The 17,434-nt window shown below is 61.1% G+C and carries 15 protein-coding genes and 1 tRNA gene; 10 read left to right on the top strand and 6 right to left on the bottom strand.

Going from position 1 to position 17,434, the window contains the following annotated elements:
• Nucleotides 1-44 precede the first annotated feature (44 nt).
• Complete coding sequence (locus AB3X55_03890; protein MEX0502714.1) at nt 45-1,052, bottom strand: NAD kinase; 1,008 nt, start codon at nt 1,050-1,052, stop codon at nt 45-47.
• Here AB3X55_03890 and AB3X55_03885 point away from each other — a divergent pair.
• From AB3X55_03885 to queG, 6 genes are all read left to right on the top strand, one after another.
• Nucleotides 1,051-1,929, top strand: coding sequence for a formate dehydrogenase accessory sulfurtransferase FdhD (locus tag AB3X55_03885; GenBank protein MEX0502713.1), 879 nt, complete (start codon nt 1,051-1,053; stop codon nt 1,927-1,929). The two genes, AB3X55_03890 and AB3X55_03885, sit on opposite strands and share 2 nt — an antisense overlap.
• A 1-nt stretch (nt 1,930) precedes the next feature.
• A complete protein-coding gene (gene mobA, locus AB3X55_03880; protein ID MEX0502712.1) occupies nt 1,931-2,560 on the top strand; it encodes a molybdenum cofactor guanylyltransferase MobA in 630 nt (209 codons plus the stop codon).
• A gap of 133 nt (nt 2,561-2,693) precedes the next feature.
• A complete protein-coding gene (locus tag AB3X55_03875) occupies nt 2,694-3,701 on the top strand; it encodes an SIS domain-containing protein (GenBank protein MEX0502711.1) in 1,008 nt (335 codons plus the stop codon).
• Nucleotides 3,702-3,762: 61 nt separating this feature from the next.
• Nucleotides 3,763-4,821, top strand: coding sequence for a tRNA preQ1(34) S-adenosylmethionine ribosyltransferase-isomerase QueA (gene queA, locus AB3X55_03870; GenBank protein ID MEX0502710.1), 1,059 nt, complete (start codon nt 3,763-3,765; stop codon nt 4,819-4,821).
• A 14-nt stretch (nt 4,822-4,835) separates the two neighbouring features.
• On the top strand, nt 4,836-5,972 hold the full coding sequence (gene tgt, locus AB3X55_03865; GenBank protein ID MEX0502709.1) for a tRNA guanosine(34) transglycosylase Tgt: 1,137 nt from the start codon (nt 4,836-4,838) through the stop codon (nt 5,970-5,972).
• A 2-nt stretch (nt 5,973-5,974) separates the two neighbouring features.
• Entirely contained in the window at nt 5,975-7,099 is a 1,125-nt protein-coding gene (gene queG, locus AB3X55_03860; GenBank protein MEX0502708.1) for a tRNA epoxyqueuosine(34) reductase QueG, read from the top strand.
• A 62-nt stretch (nt 7,100-7,161) separates the two neighbouring features.
• Here the strand turns inward: queG and AB3X55_03855 are convergent, their stop codons facing one another.
• Nucleotides 7,162-8,004, bottom strand: coding sequence for a hypothetical protein (locus AB3X55_03855; protein ID MEX0502707.1), 843 nt, complete (start codon nt 8,002-8,004; stop codon nt 7,162-7,164).
• Nucleotides 8,005-8,299: 295 nt separating this feature from the next.
• Between AB3X55_03855 and AB3X55_03850 the strand changes: the two genes are divergently transcribed.
• Entirely contained in the window at nt 8,300-9,181 is an 882-nt protein-coding gene (locus AB3X55_03850; GenBank protein MEX0502706.1) for an MBL fold metallo-hydrolase, read from the top strand.
• Between the two features lie 61 nt (nt 9,182-9,242).
• On the opposite strand, the gene AB3X55_03845 is transcribed toward AB3X55_03850, so the two are convergent.
• Together AB3X55_03845 and AB3X55_03840 are read right to left on the bottom strand one after the other, a co-directional pair.
• Entirely contained in the window at nt 9,243-10,538 is a 1,296-nt protein-coding gene (locus tag AB3X55_03845; protein MEX0502705.1) for an ammonium transporter, read from the bottom strand.
• A gap of 343 nt (nt 10,539-10,881) precedes the next feature.
• Nucleotides 10,882-10,955: transfer RNA gene (locus tag AB3X55_03840), tRNA-Gly, on the bottom strand.
• A 580-nt stretch (nt 10,956-11,535) separates the two neighbouring features.
• On the opposite strand from AB3X55_03840, the gene AB3X55_03835 reads away from it, so the two are divergent.
• The 3 genes from AB3X55_03835 to AB3X55_03825 all read left to right on the top strand — a co-directional run bounded on the left by AB3X55_03835 (nt 11,536) and on the right by AB3X55_03825 (nt 14,933).
• The gene (locus AB3X55_03835) at nt 11,536-11,970 is read left to right on the top strand and encodes a universal stress protein (protein ID MEX0502704.1); all 435 of its coding nucleotides are present in this window, start codon (nt 11,536-11,538) and stop codon (nt 11,968-11,970) included.
• 13 nt (nt 11,971-11,983) lie between these two features.
• On the top strand, nt 11,984-13,558 hold the full coding sequence (locus AB3X55_03830; protein ID MEX0502703.1) for an alanine/glycine:cation symporter family protein: 1,575 nt from the start codon (nt 11,984-11,986) through the stop codon (nt 13,556-13,558).
• A gap of 484 nt (nt 13,559-14,042) precedes the next feature.
• Nucleotides 14,043-14,933: a DMT family transporter gene (locus tag AB3X55_03825; protein MEX0502702.1), complete on the top strand. Its 891-nt coding sequence runs from the start codon at nt 14,043-14,045 to the stop codon at nt 14,931-14,933.
• On the opposite strand, the gene AB3X55_03820 is transcribed toward AB3X55_03825, so the two are convergent.
• Nucleotides 14,934-16,094: an MFS transporter gene (locus tag AB3X55_03820; protein MEX0502701.1), complete on the bottom strand. Its 1,161-nt coding sequence runs from the start codon at nt 16,092-16,094 to the stop codon at nt 14,934-14,936. It abuts the gene before it with no gap.
• A gap of 233 nt (nt 16,095-16,327) precedes the next feature.
• Nucleotides 16,328-17,422 (bottom strand): ferrochelatase, encoded by a 1,095-nt coding sequence (gene hemH / locus AB3X55_03815; protein MEX0502700.1) that lies wholly within the window; start codon nt 17,420-17,422, stop codon nt 16,328-16,330.
• Between the last annotated feature and the right edge of the window lie 12 nt (nt 17,423-17,434).

The following is a 17,434-nucleotide window of genomic DNA, read 5'->3' as shown; positions in this document are numbered from 1 at the left end:
GGCTGGACATCACATTTGCGCCAGCCACCAGATGCCGTGCGATTTCAGGTGCGAAATTGTTCGGCTATGGCGCGCTCGCTCAGTGAATAGCCGGGGTCATAGAGAAGGTGCAGCGCAATGTCGTGTGCCTGCGCGATCTCGACCTCGGCCACCTGGCGGTATTCGGTGCTGTCGGCGCTGGCGCTGACCGGTCGGAAACCATTTTCGAGGACCGTCAGCCGGACAGTCGACTCCGCGCCAAGCAGGGCACCGCGCCATCGGCGGGGCCGGAAGGGCGATATGGGCGTCAGCGCCAGAAGCCCGGCACCAAGCGGGATGACCGGACCATGCGCCGACAGATTATAGGCAGTCGATCCGACAGGCGTTGCCAGCAGAATGCCGTCACAGACAAGTTCCTCCACCTGATGCTTGCCATCAACCTCGACGCGGATATGCGCCGCGTTATGCGTCTGACGAAGCAACGATACCTCATTGATCGCCAGCGCGGTATGCGTGGCACCGTCGCTTTCGGTGACAGTCATCCGCAAGGGGTGGACCGGTGCGGTCTCGGCGGCCTCGATCCGCTCGACCAGCTCGTCCGAGGCGTAATGGTTCATCAGAAAACCAAGCCGCCCGCAATTCAGCCCGAAAACCGGCCTTTCATGTGCCAGTGTTTCGTGCAGGACATGAAGCATGTGTCCGTCACCGCCAAGCGCGACTATGCAGTCGGCGGATTCGAGGTCTGTCTGGCCATAACGCTCGACAAGCCTGGCAAGCCGTTGTTGCGCCACATCATGTGTTGAAGCTGAGAAATGGATCTTCATACCCTGTTCCTGCCCCCGTTTCCGCCCCCGTTCCCACCCCCTGTCCGGCGGGGCGGCGGCGTCGGCGCCGGAAAGGCCCGGCGTGCGCAGAATAACGGCTTCGCCGATGAAAAGCAAAATACCCTGATGACGGGGGCTGTCACCGGGGCGCGGCAATTCTCGCCTTGTTGCCATCCGACATTTCAGCCATTTTAGCGTCATGACCGATTCCGACAGAAACCCGCCGGCAGATAGCATGGTGCCGGCCATGATCATCGCCCCGGACCCCGACGCGCCAGGCCTGTCCCAGCCCGTGACCGGGGTCGATGAAACCGGCGCGCCGGTAACGCTTCCCGTCGTTACCGAAAAGCCGCTGACGCTGTTTCTGAACAGACAGGAGATTGTCACGTCGATGACAATCGGTGACTGGCCCGCCGAACTTGCGGTCGGCTATTTCCTGAACCAGAACATGCTGCGTCATGATGATGTCATCACCGGCATCGACCATGATGATGATCTGGGGGTGGTGATCGTGCGGACCGAGCGCGAAACCGATTTCGAAGCCAAGATGAAGCGCAAGATTCGCACCAGCGGCTGTGCCGAGGGCACGGCCTATGGCGACATGATGGAACGGTTTGACTCGATCAGGCTCAATCCGGACATGCGTCTGCATGCGTCGATGCTGGTGCCGCTGAGCAAGGCCATCAACACCACGCCAAGCCTGTATCTGAGTGCCGGGGCCATTCATGGCTGTGTGCTTTGCAGCGCCGATCATCCGCTGGTCTATATGGAGGATATCGGCCGGCACAATGCTGTCGACAAGATTGCCGGCTGGATGTTCCTGAATGATGTCACGCCGGACGACAAGATTTTCTATACCACCGGCAGACTGACCACCGAAATGGTGATCAAGACGGTGCAGATGCGGATACCTGTACTGGTCTCGCGCTCGGGCTTCACCAACGAGGCGGTGGCACTGGCAAGACAGGCCGGACTGACGCTGATCGGGCGCGCCAAGGGCAAGCGCTTCATCGCGCTGAGCGGCGAGGACCGGATCGTGTTTGACCAGGCCGACGCCGAGACAGAGGACGTCGCCGATATCCCGTCGCCGCAGCGCGCGCAGGGCGGTCAGCATGGCGCACGATGACATGTCCAGATCCAATATGACCGATATCGTTCCGCTGTATCTCCTTCTTGCCGGGGGGAAATCCCGTCGTATGGGGGGCGGTGACAAGAATCTGATCATGCTTGGTGACCAGCCCCTGCTTTCGCACGTCATCGACCGCGCGGTGCCCGACGGCATGAGGACGGCCATCAATGCCAATGGCGACCCGGATCGGTTCGCCGGCTTCGGTCTGCCGGTGATTGCCGATGTTGTCGACGGGTTTGCGGGGCCGCTGGCCGGCGTTCTGACCGGGTTGGAGCATGCCATCACCGGGCATGCCGAGGTTACGCATGTGATCAGCCTGGCGACCGACGCGCCGTTTCTGCCGCGGGATCTCGGTGCGCGCCTGACACAGGCCGTGCTGGATGGTGCCGACATGGCGCAGGCGCGCTCGAACGGGCGCCGGCATCCCGTCTTTGCGATCTGGCCGGTTGGCATCGCGGCGGCGCTGCGTACGGCGCTGGTTGATGAGGGGCTTCGCAAGATTGATGATTTTACGGCGCGCATGGATTGCGCGATTGTGGATTTCGATGATGATGATGCCGGACTCGACCCCTTTACCAATCTGAATACTCCCGAAGACATCGAGATGGCGCGCCAGCGGCTCGGCTGAGGGCATTGTGGGAGTGGCATTCGCGCCCAAAAGGCGCTAGAAAACCGGAATATCGGTCCGGCATGGCGATGCGGCTGTATCCGCGGCGCTGAGCGATCCCCTGAAGGAAGGCTGGAAATGATGCCTGTGAACAATGTCTGACAAGGCTATGGAACCCGACAACCGGTCGGCGGCGGACGAGGCTGCCGGTGTGGTGGCGCAAGGGCTGGCCCCGGTTCCGGCGGCGCGGCGGCTGTTTGCCGCCTATGGCGATGCCATCTCGCGCCTTGACGAGGCGCTTGGTGGTCCCTTTGAGGCTGCTGTCGAGATGATCCTTGGTACGTCCGGGCATGTTGTTGTCTGCGGCATGGGCAAATCCGGGCTGATTGGCCGTAAGATTGCCGCGACTCTGGCGTCCACGGGCACACCTTCGCTGTTTCTGCATCCTGCCGAGGCAATCCATGGGGACCTTGGCATGGTTCGTCCCGGTGATGTGATGATCCTGATTTCCAATTCCGGCGAGACCGAGGAAATCGTCCGGCTGTTGCCGGCGCTGCAACGGCTTGATGCGCGGATCATCGCGCTGACTGCCGGACAGACAAGCAGCATGGCGCGCGCCGCACAGATCGTCCTTGATATTTCGGTTGATCGTGAGGCCTGTCCACTGAATCTGGCACCGACAACCTCGGCCCTGAACACGCTTGTTCTTGGTGATGCCATTGCTGTTGCGCTGATGGAAGCGCGCGGGTTCGAAGCCGCCGATTTCGCGATGACGCATCCCGGCGGGGCGCTCGGGCGTCGTCTGCTGACGCGGGTGCGCGACCAGATGCGGCAGGACGCGCTGCCCTTTGTCGACCCTCAGGCACCGGTGCAGGATGCCATTCTGGTGATGACGGAAGGCCGCCTCGGCATGGCGCTTGTCGGCAGCAGGGACAATCTTCAAGGCGTGCTGACGGATGGCGATCTGCGTCGTCTTCTGGTTTGTGGGGTGGATCTGGCAAACACGCCGGTCGGCGAGGTGGCAAGCGCCAGCCCGCTGACCATCGCCGCCGATCAGCTGATGGCTGATGCCGAGGCGCGGATGCAGGAATCGCGCGTCCAATGTCTTGTCGTGACCGAAGAGTCCGGCAGCGTTGTCGGGGTTGTGCAGATTTTTGAGTGATCCCGGAACCCTGTCATCCATGACCCGTCATCCATGAACCAACATCCATGAACCAACATTCATGAAACTGTCCGATTTCGATTACGAGCTGCCGCCGGAGGCAATTGCGAGCGAGCCGGCGCGCCCGCGTGACGCGGCCCGCCTTCTGGACCTGACAGGTACCGCGATGGTCGACCGTGTCATCAGCGACCTGCCGGAGCTGCTGACGTCAGGAGACCTTCTGGTGGTGAATGACACCAGGGTGATTCCGGCGCGCCTGTCGGGAAAGCGGGGGGATGCCGGTATCGGCATCACGCTTCACAAGCATGAACAGGGCGCGCGCTGGTGTGTGTTCGCAAAACCGGCGCGCAAATGCCGGCCCAATGATGTGATTCATTTCGGACCCGATTTCGCCGCCAGGGTTGTGGGCCGCGGTGATGGCGGCGAGGTGGTGATCGACTTCATCGCCCCGACTACCGGAAGTCTGCTGGATGATGCCGCCATACAGGCGGGGCTTGCCGCGCATGGCAGCATGCCGCTGCCGCCCTATATCCGCCGTCCCGATGGCAGCACCGACGCCGACGCCGAGGATTACCAGACAATGTTCGCCGCCGAGGCGGGGGCCGTCGCCGCGCCGACAGCCGGTCTGCATTTCACACCGCGTCTGATGGCCGCCCTTGAACGCGCAGGTGTCGGGCTTGCCAAGGTTACACTTCATGTCGGTGCCGGCACCTTCCTGCCGGTAACGGTGGAAAATATCGCCGACCACCGGATGCATGCCGAATGGGGGCAGATCACGGCGGATACGGCGGCGCAGATCAACAATGTGCGACAGCAGGGCGGCCGCATCGTGGCCGTCGGCACGACAAGTCTTCGCATCCTCGAGGCCTGTCATGCCGCAACGGGACGGGTTCAGGCCTTTGCCGATGAAACCGATATCTTCATCACTCCGGGGTACAGGTTTGGCGCGGTCGACATGTTGCTGACCAATTTCCATCTCCCGAAATCGACCCTGATGATGCTTGTCAGCGCCTTTGCCGGAATGGATCCGATCCGCCACGCCTATGCACATGCGCTTGAGAACGGTTATCGTTTCTTTTCCTATGGCGATGCCTGCCTGCTTCGCAACACCACGGGGTGACCCGGGAGACACCGATGCCAGCTTTTCAATTCACCTTGAAGACGACCGACGGGATGGCCCGCCGGGGCAGACTTCAGACAGCCTGGGGCGATGTCGAGACGCCGGTCTTCATGCCGGTTGGAACGGCGGCAACGGTCAAGGGCATGATGACCGACTCCGTCCGCGCCACCGGGGCCAGCATCATTCTTGCCAACACCTATCATCTGATGCTGCGGCCGGGAGCCGAGCGCGTGGCCCGTCTTGGCGGCGTCAGGCACATGATGGGATGGGACGGGCCGTTGCTGACGGATTCCGGCGGGTTTCAGGTGATGTCGCTTGGCCCGCTTCGCAAACTGGACGAGGATGGCGTGACCTTCAAATCGCATCTGGACGGCTCGCAGCATCGCCTGACCCCCGAACGGTCGACCGAGATCCAGCATCTTCTGGACGCCACCATCACCATGGCGTTTGACGAATGCACCCCGTTTCCTGCAACCGAGGCGCAGGCCGCGGATTCCATGCGCCTGTCGATGCGCTGGGCGCGGCGTTCGCGTGATGCCTTTGTGGCGCGTGAAGGTTACGGCCAGTTCGGCATCGTCCAGGGGTCGGTCTTTCCCGACTTGCGTGCCGAATCCGTTGCCGCGCTCGAGCAGATCGATTTCGAAGGCTACGCCATCGGCGGGCTGGCCGTTGGCGAGGGGCAGCAGGCGATGTTCGACACGCTGGATGTCACCACACCGCTGATGCGTGCCGACCGGCCGCGCTATCTGATGGGGGTTGGCAAGCCCGCCGATCTGGTGGGCGGGGTGGCGCGGGGCGTCGACATGTTCGACTGCGTGCTGCCGACCCGTTCGGGGCGCACCGGGCAGGGGTTCACCCGCCGTGGCCCGGTGAACATCAAGAACGCCCGCCACGCCGAGGATCAGCGCCCGCTTGACGCGGAATGTGGCTGTCCTGCCTGTTTACGCTATTCACGGGCCTATCTGCACCATCTGTTCAAGGCTGACGAGGTGCTGGGGCTGATGCTGCTCAGCTGGCACAACATCCAGTATTATCAGGATCTTATGGCTGGCATGCGTGCCGCCATCGAAGATGGCGGCTTTGCTGCGTTCGAGGCTGATTTCCACGCCGGACAGGCGCGTGGCGATATCGACCCCGTGGCGGGTGGCTGACGGTGTCGGCGGTACGGCATGACAGGCTGCGCGCCTGGCTTGACCGGGCCGCCATCAAGGCCGGGTTCGCCTCGGTTCATGTCACCACCGCCAGCCTTCCTGCCGAGGTCGGTGCCAGACTGTCGGACTTCGTCGCCAGGGGGCGTGCCGGCGATATGGGCTGGCTTGCCGAGACGGCACCGCGCCGCGCCTCGCCAGATGCCATGTGGCCACAGGCCCGCAGTGCCATCATTCTGACGATGAATTACGGGCCCGATCATGACCCGATGGACAATCTTGCCGCCACCGGACATGGCAATATTTCGGTCTATGCACGCGGGCGTGACTATCATGATGTGATCAAGGGGCGGCTGAAACAGCTTGCCGGACAGTTTGCGGCGCGCAGCGGGGCCGAGGTAAAGGTGTTTGTCGACACCGCGCCACTGATGGAAAAGCCGCTGGCGGCACAGGCCGGGGCCGGCTGGCAGGGCAAGCACACCAATCTTGTCTCGCGCGCCAGCGGGTCGTGGCTGTTTCTGGGTAGCATCCTGACCGATGCCGAGCTGCCGCCCGACGAGGCCGAGACCGACCATTGCGGCAGCTGCACCAAGTGCCTTGATATCTGTCCGACTGACGCCTTTCCCGCGCCCTGGCAGCTGGATGCGCGGCGCTGTATCTCCTATCTGACGATAGAGCATAAGGGCCAGATTCCGCCTGAATTCCGCGCCGCTATCGGCAACCGGATCTTTGGCTGTGACGATTGTCTTGCCGTCTGCCCCTGGAACAAATATGCCGCCCGCGCCGCCGAGGTGAAATTTCACGGACCGGACCAGATGCCGCGTCTGGCCGAGCTGCTGGCGCTGGATGATGCGGCGTTCCGCAAGATGTTCGCCGGTGGGCCGGTGCGCCGGGCCGGGCATGCGCGGTTCCTGCGCAATGTGCTGGTCGCGGCGGGGAACAGCGGCGATCAAGGACTGGCGGCGGCGGTCGAGGCGCATCTTCGGCATGACAGCCCGCTGGTGCGCGGCATGGCCGTCTGGGCGCTGTCACGGCTGCTGGACGAAACGGGGTTTGCGGCCATGCGGGCGACGCACGCAGCCTCCGAGACTGACGTGGAGGTGAGCGCTGAATGGAGGGCTGGCGGCTGAACAGGGTTGTTTTCTCAGTGTCGGTGCGTTGACACAAACTCGTTCCAGGTAGAATTATCAGGTCAAAACCAAATCACCATTTCTCTATCAATCTGTTCCATACACTCCATTAGCGCTTTGATCTCCTTAAAACATTCGATCAAATTTTGCGTGTTATGATGATCGTCATCGTTCTTGCGCTTCTTGTGTTCCACATCGTTTCTCAGGCTGTTCAATTCGAAGAGGGTTCCACTTTTTTTGGTGAAAGCTGAAATACCACGGCCCGGAAAATTCGTTTCCAACTGACGGAGTAGGTGAACATATTTCGCTTCTCCTTCAAGCTTCTCCACATCTTGCCAGTCAGGCTCTTTTAGCTCACGCCATCTGTCGCTAATATCTTTCAGTCCTTCGTTCAAAACCCGCCTGAGGCTGACAAAGGATCGCATCATGATTTCCTGTTCTCTGCCGTCGACTGCGGACTCTGCGAGCCCCATAATTTCATGATGCGCAATGCCCATTTCTCCATCGCTATCAGGGTCAAAGTCCTCGTATGACTCAGCTTCTTCACGAGCTTTGCTTTCGATTTCATCCATTAATCTGTCAAAGGCGGGGTCCACCTGATCGGGTTGGGATTCATCCGCATGCATCATTCCATATCCCTGAAGCCGGGCGTCATACAGGCCGTCCTCCTTTCTGCGAAGCTCATCCTTTAGCGTGTTGATGCTGTCGAGATCATTGGCCGTAAACCAATGCTGAATAATCAATTTGATTGCAAATTCCTCGAATACACTGCTTAGGCCTGAATGTCGCAGTCCTATGCCTGCGTTTTGGGGTAAATAAAGATGCGGGAATTCGTCACGAAATTGATCTACGAAATCTGGATTCAGTAAACCTAAAAACCGGTTCAGGTTAAGGGTCTTCAACATGCTCATCCGCCTCCCGTCTGTCAGCTAAGTAGTCAGTATAGCAAGGCAGGGGTTAGCTTTTGGTTAACACAAAAAAACGGCACCCGGAGGCACCGTTGAAAAGCAAGCTAGCCAGGACCGTTCCCGGCATCGGTTAACGCGTGATATCCTACTCATGCTCGGCATGAGACCCGCGAGGCCGTGGACCGGACGCGTTTTCATGATCTTTCCTGCGGCGGATCTCGGCAGATGATGCCGGGTGTAACATGCGCAAACAGCGAAACCATCGCGCCGCGCATCATGCAGGGAGATCGAAATGACCATTTCGGGAATCATGGCGCGGGCCTTTGCGCTCGCGGCCTTTCTGGTCCTGTCACCGCTGGCGGTGGCGCAGGACGCAGCGCAGGTAACAAAGCTCGGCAATCATGTCTATTCTGTCTATTGGGGTTACTATAACGGCCTGGTGGTGATCGGGCGCGACGGCGTGCTTGTCACCGACCCGTCGAATGACAGCCGCGCCGCCGTGCTGAAGGCTGAAATCGAAAAGCTGACCGACCTTCCGGTCACGCACATCGTGCTGACGCATGAGCATTTCGACCATGTCGGCGGCACCGGTGCCTTTCCCGGTGCCATGCTTGTCGCGCAGGACAATATTCGGGCGGTGCTGGCGCTGGACCCGCTCGACCTTGCGCCGGACGACATCGATGTCACCTTTGATGAACGCCATGTCATCGACATGGGAACGACACGGGTCGAGCTTCGATATTTCGGCGCGGCTGACGGGGTCGCCGCCACCGTTGTGTATCTGCCGGGGGATGGCGTTGCCTTCACCGCCGATCTCTATGAAGAGGCGCAGCTCACGTCAGCGTCATCGCTTGATGACACCAACATGCTCGGGGTCAGACGGATCCTCAATGAAATGGGGGGATGGCCGCTGACGCATGCGGTGACGGCGCATTCGACAGGTGCCGATCCTGCCATCCTGAGAGCAAATATACGTTATTTCAACGATCTGTACGATGCCGTTATCCCGTCGATTGAGGCGGCGAGGAACTCGGACAACCCTTTTGCCATGTTTGATCTTGTGGAGAGCCTTCCAAAGACGGTGACCCTTGATGCCTATTCGGACTGGAACGGGTATGAGCATCTGCCGGGACATGTGCGGCGGATGACACTTGCCATTATCCACGGGGGGTAAGGCTGTAAAAAAACGGCGCCCCGAGGCGCCGTTTGGATGCGTGGTGACGGTGTGACCCGGATCAGCTTCCCGGGTAACCGCGTTCGCCATGTTCGGCCAGATCGAGGCCTTCGACCTCAACCTCTTCGTCGACACGAAGGCCGACCAGGGTGCGGACCAGCATCAGGATGACGGTGCTGACCACGGCCGTCCACAGCACGGTGATCGCCACCGACTTGACCTGCACCATGAACTGGGCACCCGCCGTGACGCCGTCGGCAAGGCCGAGGCCGCCAAAGCCGGGCAGGGCAAGGAAGGCCACCAGCAGGCTGCCGATGATGCCGCCGACACCATGCACGGCAAAAACGTCGAGCGAGTCATCTATCTGCAGCTTGCCGCGGATCAGATCAACCGCGCCATAACAGACAAAGCCGCCGGCAAGACCCAGGATCAGGCCGCCGGGCACACCGATAAAGCCTGAGGCCGGGGTTACTGTCGCCAGGCCCGCCACCATGCCGGTCACGATGCCGACAAGCGATGGCCGCCCGAAGCGGACCCATTCAATGCCCATCCAGACAAGCGAGGCGGTCGCGGCCGCGATATGGGTCACCAGCAGCGCCATGCCGGCACCGCCATTGGCACCAAGTGCCGAGCCGCCATTGAAGCCGAACCAGCCAACCCACAGCATCGCCGCGCCGATCATGGTCAGGCCGGGGCTGTGCGGTGGGTTTACGCTCTGCGGAAAGGTGCGCCGCCGACCGACCATCACCGCGCAGACAAGCGCCGCTGTACCGGCCGTTGCGTGGACAACGATGCCGCCGGCGAAATCCATGACACCCCATCCGGCCATGATGCCGCCACCCCACACCCAGTGCGTGACAGGGGCATAGACGACCAGAAGCCACAGCGCCGAGAAGATCAGCACGGCGGAAAATTTCATCCGTTCAACATAGGCACCGATGACCAGCGCCGGGGTAATGATGGCAAAGGTCATCTGGAACGCGGCAAACAGGGATTCCGGAATGGGTCCCGACATGCTGTCGATGCCGATGCCGCCAAGGAACAGATTGTCCAGATTGCCAAACCAGGCGCCGTCGCCGGAAAAGGCAAGCGAATAGCCGGCAATGACCCACAGCACCGACATCAGACAGGCGATGGCGAAGTGATGCATCAGCACCGAGACGACATTCTTTGCCTGTACAAGGCCGGCATAGAACAGCGCCAGACCGGGCAGGGTCATGAACAGAACCAGCGCGGTGGCGGTCAGGATCCAGGCCGTGTCGCCGGTATCCAGACCATCCGCCGCCAGCGCGGGATACGCGCCCGACACAACAAGAGCTGCCGCGGCAAGAAGGCGCGACGCACTGCGGATAACCATGTTTGTACTCCTCCGTAACCGACGGGCGTAACCGGCGGGGCAGGGCTGTCCCCACAGATACCGCCACCGGACCCGACTGATATTCGGGCGTGAGTGCCACTGGCGCGATGTGCTGGCAAGCCATATGCCTCAATTAAAGGCATCTAATCCATTGAATGCCTTAAATCAGTGCGTAATGCCTAAAAAATAGGCGAAATAGGGGTCGGTCAGCTTACGGGATGGCAGATATTCTGGCGCCTATGCCGCACAGGACGGGCAGGCGCACAGGATGGCCAGACGCAGGTCAGGCGGGCGCAGGACGGGCAGGCGCAGGATGCCGGTATGTCGGGAAATGTCGGGGAATTGGAGCGGCTGACCAGACTCGAACTGGCCCTAAGAGCTTGGAAGGCTCTTGTGCTACCACTACACCACAGCCGCGTTGATGGCCTATCTTTTGCCACTGTCCGCCTGATCGGTCCAGCAATTTCTGGTGTGAGATGTCTGACCCATGATCAATCTTGGCAGATGATGCCCCGCTACTGCCTGCATCCTCGCGTCCTCGCAGGTTTGTGAATTGCTGTTCTGCGTCTGACCTCGTTAGATGCTTGGTAATGGCGGGTTCTGTCCTGGCGCGGTTCGGGACGGCTGTGACGCCATGATGGCGGGTATGTCCCGGTGGCCGAATTCGTGATCTGGCCGAATTCGTGATCTGGCCTGATTTCTGATCTGGCTTGATTTCTGATCTGGCCGGTAACCTGTTTGGTGATCTTTCCGGTGACTGTTCCGCGTTGCCAGACGGCGCTGGCCGGCAGCCCGGTTGATGTCGTCGCGGTGGCCTCCTGCCGCGGTCTGTTTGCGTTTCTCTTTCACAGCTTGTCCTGGTGCGCCACCGAACGTCCGTCGCCGGTCCCCAAGGCCGTGATGCGGTGTGGGGCCGTGTGGCTGGAAACCTGTGTGGCTTCGGGACTGTGTCCTGGATCAGGACTTTGTCTTGGATAAGATTTAGGGAGATAAATGAATGAAGAAATCCATCCTTCTGGCGGTTGATGGCAGTTCGGGCGGCGGCAAGGCTTTGCGGCACGTTCTGGACACCATCGATGCCGAAACGGTCAAGATCGTTCTTGCCTATGTCATTGAATGGTCGCCTTACACCTTCAACACGCCCGAGGAGAACGCCGAGCGGCACAAGCGCCGTGAAAGCGAGATCTCGCGTGCCAAGGCCGGCGTTGTGGCGCCTGCCAAGGCCGAACTCGAGGCCAGGGGGTTCACCGTCAGCGCGGAAGTGCGGCATGGTCCGCCTGCCGAAACGCTGATCAACCTGGCGCATGAACACAAGGTTGCCGAGATCACCATTGGCCGTCGTGGCCAGTCGGGGATCAAGTCGCTTTTGTTCGGCAGCGTCGCCGGATCGCTGATGCAGACATCCGATATCCCGGTCACCGTGGTGCCCTGAGAGGAGGACCCTGATGAAACCAACAAATCATGTGGTAAAAAATCATGTGGTACTGCGCCGCGCGATCCGCGCCCGTCATGCCATCACCGCCGCGCTGGCCGCGGCATTTTCTGCCCTTCTGGTGCTGCCGGTCCAGGCGGCCGGGATCGATGCGACCATCAACAGTAAAACGGCCCCGGTGGCAGAGTGGTTTGGCAAGGTGGTGTTCTTCAAGATCCCGATCTTTGGTGCCAACCTGCCGCTTGTCGTGTTGTGGCTGATCGCCGGTGCGGTGTATTTCACCTGGTATATGAAGTTCGTCAATCTGCGTGGCTTCCGGCATGCCATTGAACTGGCGCGGGGTGATTATGCCGACCCGAAAAGCGCCGGCGAGGTGTCGCACTTCCAGGCGCTGGCAACCGCCGTGTCGGGAACCGTTGGCATCGGCAATATCGGCGGCGTCGCCGTCGCCGTGACGATTGGTGGCCCCGGTGCCACCTTCTGGCTGATTCTGGCCGGATTTCTGGGCATGTCGACAAAGTTTGTCGAATGTACGCTCGGCGTGAAATACCGCAACGAGAACCCGGACGGGTCGGTGTCGGGCGGGCCGATGTATTACCTTCGCAAGGGGTTTGATGATCGCGGCATGACGCAGTTCGGCAAATATATCGGCGGCTTCTACGCCATCGGTATCTTTATCGGCGCGCTGGGGATCGGCAACATGTTCCAGTCGAACCAGGCCTATGTGCAGCTGAACCATGTTGCCGGCGGCGCGCTTGACGGGCTTGGCTGGCTGGTCGGGCTGATCCTTGCCGGGGTTGTGTTCTCGGTGATTGTCGGCGGCATCAAGTCGATTGCCAAGGTCACCGAAAAGGTGGTGCCCTTCATGGCGGTGTTCTACTGCGTCTTCGCCATTATCGTGATCCTGCTGAACTACGCTTCGATCCCGGCTGCGGTCGGCAATATCTTCACCGGTGCCTTCACCGGCGAGGGTGTGGCGGGCGGCGCGCTCGGCGCGATGATCATCGGCTTCCAGCGTGCGGTCTTCTCGAACGAGGCCGGCATTGGTTCGGCCTCGATCGCGCATTCGGCCGTACGGACGGATGAGCCCGTCACCGAGGGCTATGTCTCGCTGCTGGAGCCGTTCATCGACACCATCGTGATCTGTACCATCACCGCGCTGGTGATCGGCACCTCGCAGGTCGCGCAGCCGGGCTTTGCCGGCGATGCGACGGGCGTTGCCATGACCTCGATGGCGTTCGAGCGGCAATTCTCATGGTTCCCGTATCCGTTGGCGCTGGCGGCGGTGCTGTTCGCCTTCTCGACGATGATCGCCTGGTCCTATTACGGGCTGAAGGGGTGGAGCTATCTGTTCGGCGAAAGCCCACGGATGCAGACCACCTACAAGGTGATTTTCTGCGCCTTTGTCGCGCTGGGATGTATGGTCCAGCTTGGACCGCTTCTCGACATCTCGGATGCGTTTGTCTTCCTGATCTGCGTGCCCAACATTCTGGGGCTGTATTTCCTCGCCCCGATCGTCAAGGCCGAGATGGAGGATTATATGCGGCGGCTCGAGAGCGGCGAGATCAGGAAGTTCAAGAACGTCTGAGCCTGATACCCGTAGCGTAAACACGGGCCGTCCGGTAAGCCGGGCGGCCCCTTTGTTTTGCCGGGCCCGACCCCATTCCTGTCCCACCCCGGAAAGGGTGGGTGGAGTTCGCTTGCCGGGACCATTGCGGTTCTGTTGCCTGGCTCTGACGGACAACAGATTTTTCCACCTTATATCACGCAATCTTCACAATCCCGTGAGGCGGGCTTGTCACTAAGATTAGAAAAAATTAATTGAGATAAAAGTTATGAACATGAGCAATCAGCCTGAGCAGCCAATTTGAGAAACCGGCCTCAGCAACCAGAAGGAGCCAGTCCAATGCATGATGTGAAATATGTGTTACCTGTGATGTTACTTGCCCTCTTTGTCTGGATTCCCGTTTAGAGCCAGACTCTGCAGCGCCATCATGCCAGGGCCGTCCGGCACGCCGGGCGGCCCTTTGTCATGGCAGGACGGATTTGGTTAACCGTCCTACTGTCCCGCCATGAATTTCCTTCGTCGAGATGAGGCGCTGTTCCTGCTGCTGTGGAGCTCCGGCTATATCGGGGCGAAGCTTGGCGTGCCGTTTGCCGGTACGTTCACGCTGCTGTTCTGGCGCTATGTGCTGGTGCTGGCCGTTGTCGCACTGATCGTCACCTGGCGCGGCGAATGGCGCCGCCCGGATGCCGGCACCTTCCTGACCGGCTTCTGGGCGCATTTCGTCTGGCTTGTTGTGATTTTCAAGGCTTTCGAATATGGCATCGGTGCCGGCGCGGCGGCGCTGATCGCGGCGTTGCAACCGGCGCTGACGGCGCTTCTGGCACCGATCGTCCTTGGCGAGCGGAACAGCGCCCTGCAATGGGCCGGGATCGGCGTCGGCTTTGTCGGGGTGATGATCTTCATCGGCGCCGACAGCGGCCTTACCGGTACGGCGCCATGGGTCTATGCGCTGCCGATGCTGGCGACGGCAAGCCTGACCTTCATCACCCTGTGGGAACGCTGGCGTACCGCCGGGGCGGGGCGGGGGCCGAAACCGGCACAGGAGATGCCGATTTTCACAGCGCTGTTCTGGCAGGGGGCGTTGACGGCGGTTCTGCTGCTGCCCTTCGCGCAGGGGTTCGAGGGATTTGCCGCCGACTGGCGGGCCGAGCTTGTGTTTGCCGTCATCTGGCTGGCGGTGGTGGTGTCGACCGGTGCCTATGGGCTGATGTTCCGGCTGATCCGCATATGCTTGGCGACGCGGGTCTCGGCGCTGCAATATTTCGTGCCGCCGGTGACGATGGTGATTGCCTGGCTTGTCTTTGGCGAGAGGCTGACGATGAACGGGGTTGCCGGGCTTGTTGTCACCTCGGCCGGATTCTGGTTGATGGCGCGGGGCACGACGCGACGGGGCTGATCACCGTCTGGCCGCCAGCAGGGCAACACCGAGACCGCCCACCACAAGGGTGAAGGCAAGATGCGCCTCGGTGATGTCGCCAACTGTCAATGCCAGTGCGAAAAGCACCGCCGTCAGAAAAGTGAAGCCGTTGAAGATGGTGTTGCCAAGCGCCACCACGCGGGGGCGTTCCGTATCATCGGCAAGCCCGGCGATCCAGAAGGTCAGCAACGGCGGCACGACGCCAAAGCTGGCTCCAAACACCAGGCCGGCGAGGAGGGTGCCGGGCAGACCCTCGGCCAGATTCAGTCCCATTAGTGCCAGCATGATACCGACAAGACAGGCCATCAGGTTGCGGCGCGGCGCGCCTGTGTCGATCCGGCCTGCGATGACGATGCGGCTGGTGATCACCGCCACAGTCATGGCCTGATAGAAGGCTGGCAGGCTGAGGCCGCGCGCCTGCAACGTCATGGTCAGAAAGGACAGCACATAGCCCCAAAACAGGGCCGGCGCGATGTTCGCCAGTAATGCCGGCCGGAATATCTGTCGGCGCAGGATCGCCATATACCCGCCGCCCGCGCGCGCGGGAAGGGGCACACGGCCTTCACTGGCGACAAAGGCAAGCATCAACAGCAGTGCCAGCGCGCCAAGCGACGAGGTGGCAAGGAAGTAGCCTGTTCGACCGAATGTCTGCAGCCAGAAATCGCCGAGTGGCGGGCCGATCATCTGCGCCCCGGGGATGGTGCTGGTGAAGATCGCAAAGCTGGTAAAGCCGCGCAGCCGTGACGCCATATGGTGGCCCAGGATCAGGGCCGCCGGTGTGATCAGGCCAAGCGCGACCCCGTGGATTATCCGCACGCCGAACAGCGTTGCGGGGCCGGGAGGCAGCAGGTCAAGCGACAGATTTGCCGCCAGCGCCAGCGCGTATCCGCAGGACAGCACCAATGCCGCGCCGACGCGCGCGATGATCCGCCCGCACAGCAATCCCACCAGAACAACCGGCACCACCGCGGCTGACAGCGCCGCGCCGGTTGTTGTTTCCGGAATGCCGTCCAGTGCCATGATGATGGGCAACAGCGCCTGACTTGCCGTCATCGAAAAGGCGGCAAGGTTGGCGCAACATAGAATGGCGAAGGCAAGCCACAGCCGCAGGACGGCCCGGCCGCTCGGCAGGTCCCGCATGAAACTGTTTCCCTGTGGATGCGCTCAGCGGGACCGTATGGACCACCAGACACCCCACAAAAAACCTGTTGTCGCCATAAGGGGCGAGGCAGGCAAATGCGGGTGCGGGATGGTTGATGTCACGGATTCAGGCCTGACGGTGATTGATGGCAGCACCGTGACATGGGGTAATAAAGAGAGTCAACCCATTGAAAAAATTTGTATTAATGAAGTCTTACCAAGGCAAGACCCCGTCACCCCGTCTTTTTCAGCTTCACCGCCTTCGGTTTCGGGGCGGCGGCGCGCGGGCGCGGGCCGACATCGACCCACCCTGCCAGATTGGCGGCTGCCAGTTCCTCGATCACCTTCATGCCGCCGGCGCTGTCATTCAGGCACGGGATATAGGTCAGCGTTTCGCCGCCGGCCTCATGGAACTCCTCCTCCAGCTCGTTGCCAAGCTCGTCCAGTGTTTCCAGACAGTCGGCAACAAATCCCGGTGCCATCACCATCACATGGCGGTGGCCCTGTTCGGCCATTTCGACAACGGATTCATCGGTATAGGGCATCAGCCACGGCTCGGACCCGAAACGCGACTGGAAGGTGGCGTGAAAGCTGGCCTTGTCCCAGTCCAGCGCCTCGCGAAGCAGCCGCGCCGTTTTCATGCAGTGACAGTGATAGGGATCGCCCGACATGTGATAGCGCTTTGGAATGCCGTGAAAGGACACCACCAGCGCATCCGGGCGGCCATGTTCGGCCACCGCGTCGCGCACCGTTGTGGCCAGCGCGTCGATATAGGTGGGGTTGTCATGCCAGGGCGGCACGGTACGAATGGCCGGCTGCCAGCGCCGTTCCAGCATCCAGCTGAACAGCTCGTCATTCACCGTTGCCGTCGTCGAGGCGGCATATTGCGGGTATAGCGGCATCAGCACGATCTGCGTGCAGCCGGCATCGGTCAGTTTCTGCAGCTGGTTCGGGATCGACGGCTCGCCATAGCGCATCGCGTAATCGACCACCAGATTGTCATGCCTGAAGGTCTGCGCCAGATGTTCGGCCTGAAGGCGGGTGATTTTCCGCAATGGCGATCCGTCCGGGTCGTCATGAAGCCAGATCCGGTCATACAGCGCGCCGGACCGCTTTGGCCGCACATTCAGGATGATGCCGTTCAGAATCACCCACCACAGGGGGCGCGATACCTCGATTACCCGCGGGTCGGACAGGAATTGTTTCAGATATTTGCGCATCGACTTCTTGTCGGTGCCCTCGGGCGTGCCGAGATTGACCAGCAACAGGCCGGTACGGCCGTGCGGCGGAAAATTCGGATGGTCGGACGGCTTGGCGTTGAGCGGCATGGCAAATCCCGT

It is taken from the genome of Alphaproteobacteria bacterium LSUCC0719 (assembly GCA_040839025.1).
In the GTDB taxonomy this organism is placed as follows: domain Bacteria; phylum Pseudomonadota; class Alphaproteobacteria; order Puniceispirillales; family Puniceispirillaceae; genus UBA8309.
The sequence above is the reverse complement of the archived record's forward strand: the minus strand, read 5'-3'. Positions and strand labels throughout refer to the sequence as shown.

Coding starts and splice junctions, on each gene's coding strand:
- AB3X55_03885 (MEX0502713.1), top strand. CDS start 1,051: ATGATCATCGCCCCGGACCCCGACGCGCCAGGCCTGTCCCAGCCCGTG.
- AB3X55_03890 (MEX0502714.1), bottom strand. CDS start 1,052: ATGGCCGGCACCATGCTATCTGCCGGCGGGTTTCTGTCGGAATCGGTC.
- mobA (MEX0502712.1), top strand. CDS start 1,931: ATGTCCAGATCCAATATGACCGATATCGTTCCGCTGTATCTCCTTCTT.
- AB3X55_03875 (MEX0502711.1), top strand. CDS start 2,694: ATGTCTGACAAGGCTATGGAACCCGACAACCGGTCGGCGGCGGACGAG.
- queA (MEX0502710.1), top strand. CDS start 3,763: ATGAAACTGTCCGATTTCGATTACGAGCTGCCGCCGGAGGCAATTGCG.
- tgt (MEX0502709.1), top strand. CDS start 4,836: ATGCCAGCTTTTCAATTCACCTTGAAGACGACCGACGGGATGGCCCGC.
- AB3X55_03855 (MEX0502707.1), bottom strand. CDS start 8,004: ATGTTGAAGACCCTTAACCTGAACCGGTTTTTAGGTTTACTGAATCCA.
- AB3X55_03850 (MEX0502706.1), top strand. CDS start 8,300: ATGACCATTTCGGGAATCATGGCGCGGGCCTTTGCGCTCGCGGCCTTT.
- AB3X55_03845 (MEX0502705.1), bottom strand. CDS start 10,538: ATGGTTATCCGCAGTGCGTCGCGCCTTCTTGCCGCGGCAGCTCTTGTT.
- AB3X55_03835 (MEX0502704.1), top strand. CDS start 11,536: ATGAAGAAATCCATCCTTCTGGCGGTTGATGGCAGTTCGGGCGGCGGC.
- AB3X55_03830 (MEX0502703.1), top strand. CDS start 11,984: ATGAAACCAACAAATCATGTGGTAAAAAATCATGTGGTACTGCGCCGC.
- AB3X55_03825 (MEX0502702.1), top strand. CDS start 14,043: ATGAATTTCCTTCGTCGAGATGAGGCGCTGTTCCTGCTGCTGTGGAGC.
- AB3X55_03820 (MEX0502701.1), bottom strand. CDS start 16,094: ATGCGGGACCTGCCGAGCGGCCGGGCCGTCCTGCGGCTGTGGCTTGCC.
- hemH (MEX0502700.1), bottom strand. CDS start 17,422: ATGCCGCTCAACGCCAAGCCGTCCGACCATCCGAATTTTCCGCCGCAC.